The organism is Pseudomonas zeae (genome assembly GCF_014268485.2).
GTDB lineage: Bacteria > Pseudomonadota > Gammaproteobacteria > Pseudomonadales > Pseudomonadaceae > Aquipseudomonas > Aquipseudomonas neuropathica.
In genome coordinates this window covers 3,109,036-3,123,998 of sequence record NZ_CP077090.1, presented here as the reverse complement: position 1 = coordinate 3,123,998, position 14,963 = coordinate 3,109,036, and the positions used below count along the sequence as shown (strand labels likewise).

16 protein-coding genes and 1 pseudogene are annotated in these 14,963 nt (G+C 60.3%); 12 read left to right on the top strand and 5 right to left on the bottom strand.

What is annotated here, in order from left to right; all coding sequences use genetic code 11:
• Window positions 1-72: 72 nt before the first annotated feature.
• Both HU754_RS13690 and HU754_RS13685 read left to right on the top strand, forming a co-directional pair.
• Entirely contained in the window at window positions 73-342 is a 270-nt protein-coding gene (locus tag HU754_RS13690; protein WP_016985200.1) for a DUF2790 domain-containing protein, read from the top strand.
• Window positions 343-431: 89 nt separating this feature from the next.
• Entirely contained in the window at window positions 432-830 is a 399-nt protein-coding gene (locus HU754_RS13685) for a hypothetical protein (protein ID WP_186621487.1), read from the top strand.
• Here HU754_RS13685 and HU754_RS13680 read toward each other — a convergent pair.
• Window positions 827-1,096 carry a DUF1652 domain-containing protein gene (locus tag HU754_RS13680; RefSeq protein WP_007912157.1) on the bottom strand — a complete coding sequence of 90 codons (270 nt, stop codon included), beginning with the start codon at window positions 1,094-1,096 and terminating at the stop codon, window positions 827-829. The two genes, HU754_RS13685 and HU754_RS13680, sit on opposite strands and share 4 nt — an antisense overlap.
• Window positions 1,097-1,463: 367 nt before the next feature.
• On the opposite strand from HU754_RS13680, the gene eco reads away from it, so the two are divergent.
• Window positions 1,464-1,949: a serine protease inhibitor ecotin gene (eco, locus tag HU754_RS13675; RefSeq protein ID WP_186621486.1), complete on the top strand. Its 486-nt coding sequence runs from the start codon at window positions 1,464-1,466 to the stop codon at window positions 1,947-1,949.
• Between the two features lie 21 nt (window positions 1,950-1,970).
• Entirely contained in the window at window positions 1,971-2,276 is a 306-nt protein-coding gene (locus HU754_RS13670; RefSeq protein WP_186621685.1) for an NIPSNAP family protein, read from the top strand.
• 30 nt (window positions 2,277-2,306) lie between these two features.
• On the opposite strand, the pseudogene ilvA reads toward HU754_RS13670, so the two are convergent.
• Window positions 2,307-3,296, bottom strand: a pseudogene (gene ilvA, locus HU754_RS13665) (threonine ammonia-lyase, biosynthetic); the annotation flags it as partial.
• 248 nt (window positions 3,297-3,544) lie between these two features.
• On the opposite strand from ilvA, the gene HU754_RS13660 reads away from it, so the two are divergent.
• The gene (locus HU754_RS13660) at window positions 3,545-3,883 is read left to right on the top strand and encodes a DUF2834 domain-containing protein (protein ID WP_186621477.1); all 339 of its coding nucleotides are present in this window, start codon (window positions 3,545-3,547) and stop codon (window positions 3,881-3,883) included.
• 56 nt (window positions 3,884-3,939) lie between these two features.
• Here HU754_RS13660 and HU754_RS13655 read toward each other — a convergent pair whose 3' ends face one another.
• Window positions 3,940-4,713 carry a class I SAM-dependent methyltransferase gene (locus HU754_RS13655; protein WP_186621475.1) on the bottom strand — a complete coding sequence of 258 codons (774 nt, stop codon included), beginning with the start codon at window positions 4,711-4,713 and terminating at the stop codon, window positions 3,940-3,942.
• A 159-nt stretch (window positions 4,714-4,872) separates the two neighbouring features.
• Here HU754_RS13655 and HU754_RS13650 point away from each other — a divergent pair, with 159 nt between their 5' ends.
• From HU754_RS13650 to pncA, 4 genes are all read left to right on the top strand, one after another.
• On the top strand, window positions 4,873-5,406 hold the full coding sequence (locus tag HU754_RS13650; RefSeq protein ID WP_016984464.1) for a tetratricopeptide repeat protein: 534 nt from the start codon (window positions 4,873-4,875) through the stop codon (window positions 5,404-5,406).
• 90 nt (window positions 5,407-5,496) lie between these two features.
• Window positions 5,497-5,955 carry a sigma-70 family RNA polymerase sigma factor gene (locus HU754_RS13645; RefSeq protein WP_264082812.1) on the top strand — a complete coding sequence of 153 codons (459 nt, stop codon included), beginning with the start codon at window positions 5,497-5,499 and terminating at the stop codon, window positions 5,953-5,955.
• Entirely contained in the window at window positions 5,952-6,713 is a 762-nt protein-coding gene (locus HU754_RS13640; RefSeq protein WP_186621473.1) for an anti-sigma factor, read from the top strand. The genes HU754_RS13645 and HU754_RS13640 overlap by 4 nt, the downstream gene beginning before the upstream one ends.
• Window positions 6,714-6,759: 46 nt before the next feature.
• Complete coding sequence (gene pncA, locus HU754_RS13635) at window positions 6,760-7,386, top strand: bifunctional nicotinamidase/pyrazinamidase (protein WP_186621472.1); 627 nt, start codon at window positions 6,760-6,762, stop codon at window positions 7,384-7,386.
• Window positions 7,387-7,511: 125 nt separating this feature from the next.
• On the opposite strand, the gene HU754_RS13630 is transcribed toward pncA, so the two are convergent.
• Both HU754_RS13630 and HU754_RS13625 read right to left on the bottom strand, forming a co-directional pair.
• On the bottom strand, window positions 7,512-8,813 hold the full coding sequence (locus HU754_RS13630) for an ATP-binding protein (RefSeq protein ID WP_093431171.1): 1,302 nt from the start codon (window positions 8,811-8,813) through the stop codon (window positions 7,512-7,514).
• Window positions 8,814-8,817: 4 nt separating this feature from the next.
• A complete protein-coding gene (locus tag HU754_RS13625) occupies window positions 8,818-9,519 on the bottom strand; it encodes a response regulator (protein WP_007912171.1) in 702 nt (233 codons plus the stop codon).
• A 266-nt stretch (window positions 9,520-9,785) separates the two neighbouring features.
• On the opposite strand from HU754_RS13625, the gene HU754_RS13620 reads away from it, so the two are divergent.
• The 3 genes from HU754_RS13620 to HU754_RS13610 all read left to right on the top strand — a co-directional run bounded on the left by HU754_RS13620 (window position 9,786) and on the right by HU754_RS13610 (window position 14,880).
• Window positions 9,786-10,943 carry an efflux RND transporter periplasmic adaptor subunit gene (locus tag HU754_RS13620; RefSeq protein ID WP_186621463.1) on the top strand — a complete coding sequence of 386 codons (1,158 nt, stop codon included), beginning with the start codon at window positions 9,786-9,788 and terminating at the stop codon, window positions 10,941-10,943.
• Window positions 10,944-10,958: 15 nt separating this feature from the next.
• A complete protein-coding gene (locus tag HU754_RS13615) occupies window positions 10,959-14,057 on the top strand; it encodes a multidrug efflux RND transporter permease subunit (RefSeq protein WP_186621461.1) in 3,099 nt (1,032 codons plus the stop codon).
• 181 nt (window positions 14,058-14,238) lie between these two features.
• The gene (locus HU754_RS13610) at window positions 14,239-14,880 is read left to right on the top strand and encodes a DUF1345 domain-containing protein (RefSeq protein WP_186621460.1); all 642 of its coding nucleotides are present in this window, start codon (window positions 14,239-14,241) and stop codon (window positions 14,878-14,880) included.
• Window positions 14,881-14,963 lie beyond the last annotated feature (83 nt).

Here is a 14,963-nt window from a genome sequence, read left to right as displayed (position 1 = left end):
TGGCTGTTGCCCAGTGCGGCAGGTTCGGGTGCATCACGCCGAACGCTAGAACCGCCACTCGGGAGTCCTTTCATGAACATTCGTCCTTTATTGCTCACCGCCGCCCTCGCCTGCACCGCGTTTGCCGGGCTGGCCCAGGCCAATGACACTTCCGCCACGTCCAAAGCCGTGCCGTATGAGTACGGCATGCCGCTGCATGTGGCCAAAGTGGTGTCGTTGACCGAGCCACCAACGCAACTGTGCAAAGTGGTTACGGCCGACATGAAGTACATCGACAACGCCGGTAAGCCTGAGGAAATCAGTTATCGGAAATTGTCTGACGCGTGCAACTTCCAGAACTGACAGAAACGTCTGATTTGCGGTTTTGCGGTAGGCGTGGGGTGTTTCGGCGGTTATGCTCGGAGCCCTCCTCACTGCCGCAAGGATTCGCCATGCAGTTGTCGTTTCGCACGTTGTCGGGCTTCACGTGTTCGTTGTGTTTTTTGCTGGCGTTGGCCTGGGGCGTTTTCCCGCAGAGCCTGCTGGCGATCTGGAGCATCGAGTACTCCGAGGGTGCCGGGTTTGTCGCGCGGCGCAGTGCGGTGCTGTTTGCGGCGTTGGGGGTGATGTTTTATCTGGTGCGCAATGCACCGCCGTCGCTGGGGCGCAATGCGCTGAGCAACGGGTTCATCGTCGGTTGTTTTGGTTTGGCGGTGTTGGGGTTTGCGGAATGGCTGAACGGCCATGCCGGCCCCGGGATTCTGCTCGCGGTGCTGGTCGAGTTCGCGCTGGGCCTTGGTTTTGTGCAGGCCCGGCGCGTGACGGTCGAACTGGGTGAAACGGTGCGTTAGACGACTCTGGAGCGTGGGCTGTAGTGATGTTGCACAGTTTGCTGGTTCAGATCTGAGCGCAGCCCGGCGATCAGTTCGTTGATTTCACGACAGCCGTTGAGATGGCTGGCGTCGATGCCACTGACCAGCAGATCGACCTGATCGGTCTGGTGATCGCCGAAAACCTTGACGGTCATCGACAAGTCCGGCGACAGCGTGCACTGGCAGCGTTTCGGCAGAAAACTGCTTTCAATGATATTGCGTAGTTCCAAGGCAGACAGAAACATGGCGAAACCCTCTCCTTACTGTGAGATGCCAATCAAGTATTCACGCTGACCGTTGCTGCCCCTGCACGGGTGTGTCCCCGCTGTTTCCCTGGTGCGACAAGCGGTGGTACTGCGAAATGCCCATTGGAGTGTAGGCGCCCAAGGCCGGTGCGCCGCACTGAAAAGACGCATAAAGCGTGCCTTTCATCGGTTCATTTTCACCCTCATGAAATCAAGCACTTGGCGGCGGTGCCAGTATTTGGCTAGTTGCAAATTGCAAGAATGGCCCCTGCCGGTACTGCAATTTGCAACTCGACGCTGGTTTGCAATCACGGCCCATGACGGTAAGAATGCCCGTTATCCACCCTACACCCGCACGGAGGCTTCCATGGGTTCTTTCCGCGTTTACGCGAGCACCGGGCTGTTCATCGCTAGCCTGTCCACCCTCGCCCACGCCGCCAAGCTTGAAGACGTCGCGCCGTACCCGAAGGCTGAAGCCGGGTTCACCCGCCAGGTCATTCACTTGCCCAAGCAGGAGCAGGAAGAGAACTTCCAGGTGGAAATCCTTGCCGGCAAAACTCTGGAAGTGGACTGCAATCGCCAGCGTTTGGGCGGTGTTCTCGATGAGAAAAATCTTGAAGGCTGGGGTTATCCGTTCTATCGGCTGGAAAAAGTCATCGGGCCGATGAGCACGATGATGGCCTGCCCGCCCGGCAGCCAGAAGAAACGCGCGTTCGTGCCTGTCGTCGGTGACGGCTTCATGCTGCGGTACAACAGCAAATTGCCGGTCGTGGTGTATGCGCCGTCGGACGTCGAAGTGCGTTATCGCATCTGGTCGGCCTCGGACAAAGTCGGTACAGCCCTGCAGGAATAACCCGAACAAGGAGTGCGTCGTTTGATTACCTGCCACGTCAGATATGTCATCGACCCTTACCAACTGACCGAGTTCGAGGCCTACGCGAAGGCCTGGCTCGGCATCGTCGAGCGCTTGGGCGGCACGCATCACGGCTACTTTTTGCCGTCCGAAGGCGCGAGCAACATCGCTTATTGCCTGTTCAGTTTTCCGTCACTGGCGGATTACGAAAGCTATCGGCACATCGCGATGACCGATCAGGAGAGCACCGCACTGGTGGCCAGCCTGGTCGAGAAGAAGTTCATCGTTAGCTACGAGCGCAGCTTCCTGCGCCCCTTGCTGCCGTAAACCGCTTCACGCCGAGACGCTGCAGACTGCGGCGCGCTCGGCGACATGGCGCAGGCTGTCGAAGTTGATATTGGCGCCCGAGTCGATCGCCACGAATGTCTGCTCGCGCACCCCGGTTCGCGCTACGTACTGCTTGATCCCGGCCACGGCCAAGGCGCCGGACGGTTCGGTGATCGAGCGGGTATCGTCGTAGATATTCTTGATCGCTGCGCAAAGGTCGTCGTTGCTGACGGTGATCACTTCGTCGACGCAGAAACGGCAAACCTCAAACCCGAACGCGCCGATCTGCGCTACCGCCACGCCATCGGCGAAAGTGCCGACATTGGGCAGCACGACGCGCTGATCGGCTTCCAGTGCGGCCTTCAGGCACGCTGAGTGTTCGGATTCGACGCCGATGATCCTTACTTCCGGGCGCAGGTATTTGACGTAAGCCGCGATGCCGGCGATCAGACCGCCACCACCCACCGGGATAAAGATCGCGTCCAGCGAACCTTGATGCTGGCGGAGGATTTCCATCGCCACGGTGCCCTGCCCGGCGATTACCTCCGGGTCATCGAACGGTGACACGAAGGTGCGTCCAGTCTGCTCCGCCAGTTGCAGTGCATGGGCCAGCGCGAACGGGAAACTCTCGCCGTGCAGCAACGCGTCAGCGCCGCGACTGCGCACACCCAGCACTTTCAGTTCCGGCGTTGTCGCTGGCATGACGATGGTCGCCGTGATCCCCAGTTCGCGCGCTGCCAACGCCACGCCTTGCGCGTGATTGCCGGCCGATGCGGTGATTACCCCGCGCGCCTTTTGCTCCTCGGTGAGTTGCACCAGTTTGTTGTAAGCGCCACGGATCTTGAAGGAGAACGTTGGTTGCAGGTCTTCACGCTTGAGCAGAATCCGGTTGCCCAGCGCCTCCGACAGCGCCGGCGCCGCTTGCAACGGCGTGCGCACCGCGAGGTCGTACACCGGCGCGGCGAGGATCTTTTTCACGTAGTGCTCAAGCAGGGTTTGCTGGTCGGGGCTGTGCGGCATGGTCGTCTCCTGACATTTTCAAAACCCCGGAGACAGAAAGTAAAAACCCGCCTCTAGGGCGGGTTGGGTGCTGCAGTCGTGAGCTAGCCCGCCAAATGAGGAATGGCGGTAATAATCATTGGCTGGCAAAGCGATACAGTCGAAGTCATGGGCTGGAAATTAGCCTGTGCGCTATTGGCGAGTCAATGGCCAATTTTGCGCGGCGGCGTTAGTCTGGCCACTCTCTCATCACACCACGGAAGGAATGCATGATGTCGATCGCCCTGCCCCTCGCGGCTTTGCTCGCGTTTAGCGGTTACACCGTTTCGGTGATGCTCCAGGCTGAACAGTCGTTGATCGACTTCGGCATCAGCCTGATGTCGCGGCCCGACACCGCGCAGGTGGTGATTGATCTGTATCTGCTGGCGACTCTGGCCGGGGTGTGGATGGTCAAGGATGCCCGGTCGCGTGGGCAGTCGATTTGGTCGGTGGTGCCATATTTGTTGTTGACGGCGGTTTTCGTATCGATCGGGCCGTTGTTGTATCTGGTGGTGCGTGGGGTTCGCGAGCGCAACAGGAAGGCGGTGGATCTGGCTCGGGTGGGTTGATCCGGGTTATCGGATGCCGGGTAGATTGCCTTCGCGAGCAGGCTCGCTCCCACATGTCAGGTTTTTTTCACGGCGACGAACGCGGCGGTTTCGTAAGGCACTGTCACCACATCCCTGTCACGCAGTTCCGGCTCTGTGGCGATTAACGCACGAATCTGTTCATCGACTTTCGCCCGCTGCACCTCCGGCAGCACGGCGATGAAACTGGTGGAGCGCACCCGATTGAAAATCACGTCTTCCGGCGAGCCGGTATGGCCATGGTGAAACCGCTCGACCTGCAGAGGCGCGAATGCCGGGTGCGGAAACGCTTTGCGCCAGGCACCTGTGTAATAGCGCGGCGTGTCCCCTTCCAGTGCGTTGACGATGGCGTCCAGTTTCGGCACCCAACTGACGTCGGCGTCGCGCAGGTTCCAGATCAGCCCCAACTTGCCTCCGGGCTTGAGTACTCGAGCGATTTCGGTCAGCGCCTCGGCACTGGCGAACCAGTGAAACGCTTGCGCGCAAATCACCGCATCGACTGAAGCGTCCGGCAACGGCAGATCGGTCGCCGTGCCGCTCACGGCCAGCACATCAGGCCAGGCGTCAGACAGCTTTTCCAGCATCTGCGGCACCGGTTCAACCGCGATCACTTGCGCGCCGGTCGCCACCAAGCGTCCGGTGAACTTGCCGGTGCCGGCACCCAGATCGATCACGGTTTTATGCCTGTCCAGACCCAGCGTCACATTCAGCCACTCAGTCACCTGCGGCGGATAGTCCGGCCGACCTTTCACATAGGTGTCGGCAGCGCTTTTGTAGCCGGCAGCGGCTGAATGATGGACGTGATCGGTCATGGCAACTCTCCTTACGGCAAAACGTCGGATCGACGGCAGACGCTCCCGAGCATAGCGCTTGAATTTACGCTTACCTTGAACAGTCACTGATAAAGTAATGAATAAAAATTCACCCTGTGGTGTTCAAAGTGAAACATAACTTTCTGTGGAGCCTTGCCCATGACTATCCGTTCCGTTATGTTCGCCGCCCCGTTGTTACTGGTCGCGGCGATGTCCAGCCAATTGGCCCTGGCCAATGGCGATGAAGACGCGCCGGTGCAGAAGCCGGAATGCCCGAAAGGCCAGGTTTGGGACAGCAAAACCCAGAAGTGTGTGATGCAAGTCAGCAAAGCACTTTCGGATGCCGACCGTACTGATTACGCCTATCGCCTTGCCAAGGCCGGTCGCTACGAAGAGGCCCTGGCGTTGCTCGACACGCTGAAGCAACCGCACACCGCCAAGGCCCTCAACTATCGCGGTTACGCCACGCGCAAGCTGGGGCGCACTGACGAAGGCATCGGTTATTACCTGCAATCGGTAAAACTCGACCCGCAGTACGCGCAAGTGCGCGAATACCTCGGCGAGGCCTATGTGATCAAAGGCCGCGTCGACCTGGCGCAAGAGCAGTTGCAGCAGATCCAATCGATTTGCGGCACGTCGTGCGAGGAATACCAGGACCTGGCCGAAGCCATCAACGACTCATCGAAAACCTGAGCACTTATAAGGGCCGCCATCATCTTCAACGATCAGGCATTCAGAGCAGAACTCGGGCAGCACCTGGCGCAACTGTGGCGCTACGGTCTACTGCTGTCGCGCAATCGGCACGTGGCCGAGGATCTGGTGCAAGCCACCTGTGTGCGAGCGCTGGAGCGCGCCAATCAGTACATCGCCGGCACGCGTATGGATCGCTGGTTGCTGAGCATTCTGCATTCGATCTGGCTCAATGAAGTGCGCGCTCGGCGCGTGCGTCAGGGTGCGGGCCAGGTCGATGCCGATGGACAACTGGCGTTTGATGGTGAGTACGCCGCGCAGACGCATGTGATGGCCGCGCAAGTGATCCGCCGCGTCGATGCGCTGCCCGAGACCCAGCGCGAAACGGTCTACCTCGCCTATGTCGAAGGCTTGTACTACCGCGAAGTCGCTGAAATCCTGCAAGTGCCGATCGGCACGGTCATGAGCCGCCTGGCCACCGCCCGCCTCAAACTCGCCGAATACCCACCGCTGCAGACCGTGCCGAAATCCACCGAAGGAGACCGATCATGAACCTACCTTCGGATGAGCAACTGGTCGCCTACCTCGACGGCGAACTCGACGGCGACTATCGCCATCAACTCGACAACGCCATTGCCGAAGACTCACTGCTGAGTCTGCGCGTGCAATGGCTCAGCCGCAGCAACCTGCCGTACAAGAACGCCTATGACGAGCTGGCGCAGCAGGCCCCGCTGGAGCGTCTGCAAGCGCGGCTGGACGCCATTCCAGCGCCCAAGCCTCCGGGCTTCAATCGCCGCTGGTTTATCGGTGGCGCCGCCGCTGCGCTGTTGGCCGGTGGCGTATTGGCCGACCGGTTATTCCTCGGCTGGCACGCCGTGCAATCGAACAACTGGCGGGCATTGGTGGGCGATTACATGGCGCTGTATGTGCCGCAAACGCTCGATCACCTGCCCACCGACGAAGCCTCCCAACGCGCGCAACTGCGCACCGTCGATGCGCGCCTGGGCCTGAACCTTGCGCCAGCCACTTTGAAGCTGCCTGATGCCGAATTCAAACGGGCGCAGATGCTGGAGTATGACGGCGTACCGATTGCGCAGATCGTTTATCTGGATGCGAAACATGGACCATTGGCGCTGTGTGTGACCCGCTCGAACAGCGGCAGTCAGCCGTTGGCCCATGAGCGTCGGCGTGAGATGAACGTGGTGTATTGGACTGAACGTGAACACGCCTGGATGCTGATCGGACACGACGCCCCAATGGCGCTGGAAGACAAGGCAAAACTGTTAAAAAGCCGCTTAATCACCAGCTAGTTCCTGCACTATGCTCAGCGCGTATTTTTCCGAGGATGCCTCCACGATGCCAGATTCATCCCGCTCTGCCTTACTGGTGATCGACGTTCAAAACGACTTCACCCCCGGCGGTCAATTAGCGGTCCCCGAAGGAGACCTGATTGTGCCGCTGATCAACCGGCTCGCCCGCCAGTTCACCCAGGTGGTCATGACACAGGACTGGCATCCGACCGGTCACGCCTCATTCGCGTCCAGTCATCCCGGGCACCAGCCCTACGATGTCATCCAGTTGCATTATGGCGAGCAGACGCTCTGGCCCGACCATTGTGTGCAATCGACACCGGGGGCCGAGTTTCACCGGGAACTTGACCTGCCTCACGCCCAACTGATCATTCGTAAGGGCTGCAATCCGGATATCGACAGCTATTCAGCCTTTCTGGAAGCCGATCGCCGCACCACCACGGGGCTGTCCGGCTACCTGAAAGAGCGCGGGATCGATACGGTCTACATGGTGGGGCTGGCACTGGATTTCTGCGTGATGTTTTCGGCGCTGGATGCACGGGCGGCGGGGTTCAATACTTATGTGGTGATGGATGCGTGCCGGGCGATCGATCTGAATGGATCACTGGCGGCAGCGATTGAGCGGATGCAAAGTGCCGGGGTCGGGTTGATTCAATCCACAGAGCTGGTCTGAACAACGCAATTCCCAAGGAGCGAGCCTGCTCGCGAAGGTGGTATGTCAGCCAGGTATGCGTTGACTGACCCGACGCCTTCGCGAGCAGGCTCGGCCCCACAGGTAGATTTTCAGCGTCACGCAGCTCAGGCGTTATTGGGCAACCACAGCCGGAAGCGTGCCCCGCCCAACGGTGAAGACTCAACGGTCAACGTGCCGCCCTGTGCTTCCAGCGCGCGACGGCTGATCGCCAGACCAAGACCAAACCCACCCGTAGCCCGATCCCGACTGCGATCAAGTCGATAGAACGGCTCGAAAATCCGCTCTCGCTCATCATCGGGAATACCGATGCCGTCATCATCGACCCAGATCTCACAGCCCTCGGCATTGACCTGCACACCAATCTGAATGCGTTTTTCGCAATAACGCATGGCATTGCGCAGCAGGTTCTGGATCGCCCGCGCGGTCAGGCGTGGATCGAGCGAAAAACGCTCCAACTGACCGTGCAGCAATACATCAATAACGATCTCCGGCGACTCCAGCTCTTCATCGACACTGCCCAGAATGCTGTCGATGAACTCATCCAGCGACACCTCGACCTGCTCCGGCAATTGCGCCGGATTCTGCAAGCGGCTGTAGGAAAGCAACTCCAGCACCAACTCATCCAGCTCACGAATGTGCGCGACCAGTCCCAGCAAGCGCTCGCGGCTGGCGCTCGGCAAGTCATCGGACAGGGCGAGAGCCAGGCCGAAATCCAGACGAGTCAGTGGCGTACGCAGTTCATGGGACACGGCGTTGAGCAGGTCACGTTGCTGATTGAGCAGGTTTTCGATATCGCCCGCCATGGTGTCGAAAACATTGGCGAGGCTGCCGATGTTGGAGCTCGGGGCGATTTTTGTGCGCTCGCTCAAGTGACCTTTACCGAAGCGTTCGGCAGTGCCTTTGAGGCGTTCCAGATCACGCCAGTGCGGGCGCAGCCACATCAACAGGCAGGCGAGCAGACTCGCGCCGATCAGCACGTTGATGCTCCAGTACAACAGATTGACGTCCAGCGGATCCGGCGGCACGACCATTTGCACGGCGGTGGTGTCGTCCAGCGGCGTCACCGCCAGCGTACGCCAGCCCCAGTCGCCAATGCGTACGACGTTTTCACCACGGCGCAGGCGTTGCTGCTCGATAGCGGTGAACCCGGCATCGTCGATCCGCGCGAGGACGATGTGCAGCGGCTGAAAATCCTTGTCCATCGACGCCGCCAGCGCCGGCCACTGCTCCTGCGGCACGGCGTGAAACTGACGGGTAATCAGCGATTGCAGACCGCGCGAATAATCGAGGTTGTAAGTGACGAAGCGATCCCGGAACGCCATGACCACCAGATCCGGCACCAGATAGATCGCCGCGCTGTAGGAGACGATCGTCACCAGATACAGGCGAAACAGGATGCGAAACATCAGCTCAGCATTCCCACTCTGAGCGGCTGAACAGATAGCCCTTGCCCCACACAGTCTTGATCTTGCGCGCCTCGCCCGCATGGTCGTCGAACTTGCGGCGCAGCTTGGAAATCGCCACGTCCACCGAGCGGTCGGTGCCGTTGAATTCGATACCGCGCAGGCGTTGCAGGATCTGATCGCGGCTCAACACTTCGCCGGCATGGCGAGCCAGCACCACGAGCAAGTTGTATTCGCCGCTGGACAGCTCGACTGGCTGATCGCGCCACGTCACGGTGCGCTCAGACAGGTCGATGCACAGATTGCCCATGAGAATGCGGTCATTGGCGGTCAACGGTTCGCCGAGGCTGCTGCGGCGCAACAAGGTGCGCACCCGTGCCAGCAACACGCGCGGCTCGCACGGTTTGGTGACGTAATCGTCGGCGCCCATTTCCAGGCCCAGCACTTGATCGTGACTGTCATCGCGAGCCGTCAGCATCAGGATCGGCAGCGTCGCCGAATCGGCGCGCAATAAACGGCAGACTTGCAGTCCATCAAGGCCGGGCAGCATGAGGTCGAGGATCACCAGATCCGGCGGATTGACCCGCGCTCGCTCGCGCACATGGTCGCCACGGCCGATCACGCTGACGGAATATCCGTTGCGTTCCAGGTAGCTGGAAATCAGTTCGGCGAGGGCGGTGTCGTCTTCGACCAGGAGGATGTTGGGCATGGGGTGATCCAGAAAGTGCTGTGGCGACTGATAAGGCCCATTCGCGAGCAGGCTCGCTCCCACACTTGGAATGCGATCCCCTGTGGGAGCGAGCCTGCTCGCGAAAGCTATCTATCTGTCGCAATAAATTTCAAGATCTGAAGGATATACGCCCTCGCCCATCCCTGAGCAAAACCCTTACACAATTTCACACAGCGCCTACAAAGCTTCACCGCTAATCTCGGCGTCTGCCCGTAGGATGCGGACATCAATATTGGGGGTTGTACATGTCGAAGAAACTGCTGGCCGGACTCGGCCTGATCGCGATGGCGCTGACACTGAGCGCCTGTGATTCATCCTCGCAAGCCGAGGATCAGGCATCACCGGCCACGGTGCGCATCGAGACGCTCGAAGCGCATCCCCTGACGATCAGCAGCGAACTCAGCGGCCGCATCGCCGCGCCACGCATCGCCGAAGTGCGCGCACGGGTGGCCGGTGTGGTCTTGCAACGCACCTTTCGCGAAGGCAGCGACGTGAAAAAGGGCGACGTGCTGTTCCGCATCGACCCGGCGCCGTTCAAGGCTGACCTCGACAGCGCTGAAGCTGCGCTGCGCAAGGCAGAAGCCAATGCCTTTCAAGCGAAACTGCAAGAGCAACGCTACGCCCAGTTGATCGACGACAAAGCCATCAGCGCTCAGGACTACGACAACGCCCGCGCCAATGCCCGGCAAACCGCCGCTGACGTTGCGGCCAACAAGGCTGCCGTCGAACGGGCGAAACTGAATCTGGGTTATGCCACCGTCACCGCGCCGATTTCCGGTCGCGTCGGCCGTGCGCTGGTCACCGAAGGCGCACTGGTCGGGCAGAACGAAACCACACCGTTGGCACTGATTCAGCAGCTCAACCCGATTCACGCCGACCTCACCCAGTCGACCCGTGAACTCAACGAATTGCGCCGCGCGTTCCGCTCCGGGCAGTTGCAGGAAGTCGGCCAGGATCAGGTCAAAGCTACGCTGATTCAGGATGACGGCAGCCTGTATCCGCTGCCGGGCAAGCTGCTGTTCAGCGACATCACCGTCGACCCGGGCACGGGTCAGATCATCCTGCGCAGCGAATTCCCAAATCCGGATCTCGACTTGCTGCCGGGCAGTTTCATTCGCGTGCGTCTGGAACAGGCAACCATCCAGAACGGCATTACCGTGCCGCAACGTGCCGTGCAGCGTGACAGCGCCGGCATTGCTCAGGTGTTGACCGTCGATGAGCAGATGCGCGTCGCTGAGCAACCAGTGCAACTGGGCGCGGTGCAGAACAATCGCTGGATCGTCACCGGCGGCCTCAAGCCCGGCGACCGCATCGTCATCGAAGGCCTGCAACACGCCCGCCCCGGCGAAACCGTGCAGATCGACGACACCCCTCTTCCACTTGCCCAGACCTCTGGTCAGTAAGCAGGACGCTTTTCTATGCCGCAGTTCTTTATCGACCGCCCGGTGTTTGCCTGGGTCGTCGCGCTGTTCATCCTGTTGGCCGGTGCGCTGGCCATCCCGCAATTGCCGGTGGCGCAATACCCCGACGTCGCCCCGCCACAGATCGAGATCTACGCCGTGTACCCGGGCGCCTCGGCGCAGACCGTCGATGAAAGCGTGGTCAGCCTGATCGAGGAAGAGCTTAACGGCGCCGATCACTTGTTGTACTTCGAATCACAAAGCAGCCTCGGCAGCGCGACGATCAAAGCCACGTTCCAGCCGGGCACCAACCCGGAGCTGGCGCAAGTCGACGTGCAAAACCGCCTCAAGGTGGTCGAGTCGCGCCTGCCGCAAGCGGTGACTCAGCAGGGTTTGCAGGTTGAAAAAGTCTCGTCCGGTTTTCTCCTGCTGATCACCCTGACCTCCAGCGACGGCAAGCTCGATGACGTGGCGCTCAGCGATTATCTGGCGCGTAACGTGATGAACGAGATCAAGCGTCTGGACGGTGTCGGCAAGGCGCAGTTGTACGGCGCCGAACGGGCCATGCGCATCTGGATCGATCCGCAGAAGCTGATCGCGTTCAACCTGACGCCTGCCGATGTCAACGCCGCCATCGTCGCGCAGAACGCTCAGGTGTCCGCTGGCAGCATCGGTGATCTGCCCAATCCGTCCAGCCAGGAAATCACTGCGACCATTCTGGTGAAAGGTCAGTTGTCGACACCGCAAGAGTTCGCCGACATTGTGCTCAAGGCCAATCGCGACGGCTCCACCGTGCGCATCGGTGACGTCGCGCGGGTCGAGATCGGCAGCCAGGAATACCAGTTCGGTACGCGTCTCAACGGCAAACCGTCGACCGCCGTCGGCGTACAGTTGTCGCCGGGCGCCAACGCGCTGAACACCGCGACCCTGGTGCGGGCGAAGATGGATGAGCTGTCGCGCTACTTCCCGGCGGGCGTGGAATACAAGATTCCGTACGACACTTCGCCGTTCGTCAAAGTCTCGATCACCAAAGTGATTTACACCTTGGGCGAAGCGATGCTGCTGGTGTTTGCGGTGATGTTCCTGTTCCTGCAGAACGTGCGCTACACGCTGATCCCGACGCTGGTGGTGCCCGTGGCGCTGATGGGCACGTTCGCGACCATGCTCGCGCTGGGCTTCTCGATCAACGTGCTGACCATGTTCGGCATGGTCCTGGCCATCGGTATTCTGGTGGACGACGCCATCGTCGTGGTGGAGAACGTCGAGCGGATCATGGCCACCGAAGGCCTGTCGCCCAAGGAAGCCACACGCAAGGCGATGACACAGATTACCGGCGCGATCATCGGCATCACGCTGGTGCTTGTCGCGGTGTTTATTCCGATGGCGTTCATGCAAGGCTCGGTCGGGGTGATTTACCAGCAGTTCTCGCTGTCGATGGCGACGTCGATTCTGTTCTCGGCGTTCCTCGCCCTGACCCTCACGCCGGCACTGTGCGCGACGCTGCTCAAGCCGATTGCCAAGGGCGAACACCACGAAAAATCCGGGTTCTTCGGCTGGTTCAACCGCCGCTTCGAGCGCCTGACTGATCGCTATCAGGGCTGGGTCGGCTATGCGTTGAAACGCAGCGGCCGTTACCTGCTGATTTACGCTGTGCTGCTGGTTGGACTGGGCCTGTGCTTTGCGCGTCTGCCCTCCTCGTTCCTGCCGGTGGAAGATCAGGGCTACACCATCACGGATATTCAACTGCCGCCCGGCGCTACGAAGAACCGCACGGTGGCCGTGGCTGAACAGCTTGAAGCACATAACGCCAGCGAGCCGGGAATTAGTGACACGGTGGTGATTCTCGGTTTCAGCTTCTCCGGTAGCGGCCAGAACGCAGCGTTGGCGTTCTCGACGCTGAAGGACTGGTCGCAGCGTAGCAGTGATGATGCCGCCAGCTCGATTGCCGATCGCGCCAATATCGCACTGACTGAAATCAAGGACGCCATGGCGTTCTCGGTGCTGCCACCGCCCGTGGATGGCCTCGGCACATCGAGCGGTTTCGAGTTCCGTTTGCAGGATCGCGGCGGCCTCGGCCATGCGACCTTGATGCAAGCGCGCACCGAACTGCTCGCAGCCGCCGAGAAAAGCCCGGTGCTGATGAATGTGCGCGAAAGCGCGCTGGCCGAAGCGCCGCAGGTGCAGTTGGTGGTCGACCGCAAGCAGGCCAATGCTCTGGGCGTATCGTTCGCCGATATCGGCAACGTGCTGTCGACTGCCGTCGGCTCCAGCTACATCAACGACTTCCCCAATCAGGGGCGCATGCAGCGTGTTGTCGTGCAAGCCGAAGGCGATCAACGCAGCCAGGTGGCCGATCTGCTGAAAATGCACGTACGCAACAACACCGGGCACATGGTGCCGCTGTCAGCGTTCGTGCAGGCCAACTGGATTCAAGGCCCGGCGCAGTTGACCCGTTACAACGGCTATCCGGCGATCGCGATTTCCGGCGAACCGTCACCGGGGCACAGCACCGGTGAGGCCATGGCGGAGATTGAACGTCTGGTGGCGCAGGGGCCGAAAGGACTGGGCCAGGAATGGACCGGGTTGTCGTTGCAGGAACGCTTGTCCGGCAACCAGGCGCCGATCCTGCTTGGGCTGTCGTTGCTGGTGGTGTTCCTGTGTCTGGCGGCGCTGTACGAGAGCTGGTCGATACCGACCTCGGTGTTGCTGGTGGTGCCGCTGGGTGTGCTCGGCGCGGTGCTGGCGGTGACCTTGCGCGGCATGCCCAATGATGTGTTCTTCAAGGTTGGCCTGATCACCATCATCGGTCTGTCGGCGAAGAACGCGATCCTGATCATCGAGTTTGCCAAGAGCTTGTACGACGAAGGTCACGATCTGATTGATGCGACGTTGCAGGCTGCTCGCTTGCGCTTGCGGCCGATCGTGATGACGTCGCTCGCGTTCATTCTCGGCGTGGTGCCATTGGCCATTGCCACGGGTGCCAGTTCGGCGAGTCAGCAAGCGATCGGCACCGGCGTGATTGGCGGGATGATCACCGCGACGCTGGCGGTGATCTTCGTCCCCGTGTTCTTCGTCGTGGTCATGAAGCTCGTACAACGATTCACCAAACCCCACTGATACCAATTGTGGGAGCGAGCCTGCTCGCGAAAGCGTCCGGTCTGCCAACATCTATGTTGAATCTACCGACGCCTTCGCGAGCAGGCTCGCTCCCACAGGGTTCTTCATAAACTCGAGTCAGTGGTCATATCCTGCATCGCTGGGCTAAGGTGTCTGAATCACCCTGGCCCATCGAGTCCTCATGCGCTTCCTCGCCCGCACCCACCCTCGCCTGTCTGCCGCCGCCCTGTTCGGCCTCGCCACCGGTCTGTTGGCCCCCGCCGATTCCATCGTCAGTAAAATCCTCATCGGCTGGAACGCCGGTGTCTGGACTTACCTGATCCTGATGTTCTGGCTGACCGTGCGCGCGAAGGCGCCGGACGTCAAACGCATCGCTGAAGTCGAAGACGAAAATGCCGGGCTGGTGCTGTTCGTGGTGTGCATCGCCGCGCTGGCCAGCCTGGCCACAATCACCTTCGAACTGGCGGGCAGCAAGGACCTGGAAACCACGCGCAAGCTCATGCATTACGGTTTCACCGCACTGACCGTGATCGGTTCATGGCTGCTGATCGGGGTGATTTTCTGCGTGCACTACGCCAGGTTGTATTACACCTGGAATGGCAAGGAACCGGCGTTGCGCTTCGCCGAAGGGCTGACGACGCCCAACTATTGGGACTTCCTGTATTTCTCCTTCACCATCGGCGTGGCGGTACAGACTGCAGATGTCGGCGTGGCCACCCGCGATATCCGCAAAATCGTATTGGCACAATCGTTAATCGGTTTCGTGTTCAACACGGCGATTCTGGGGTTTTCGATCAATATCGCTGCCGGTTTGTTCGGCTGACGACATTCCACCCGTCGGCAACGAGTTGAAGGCAGGTGATCATTCACTTGACGGAAGATTTGTTTTTGGTGTTTCCTGAAACC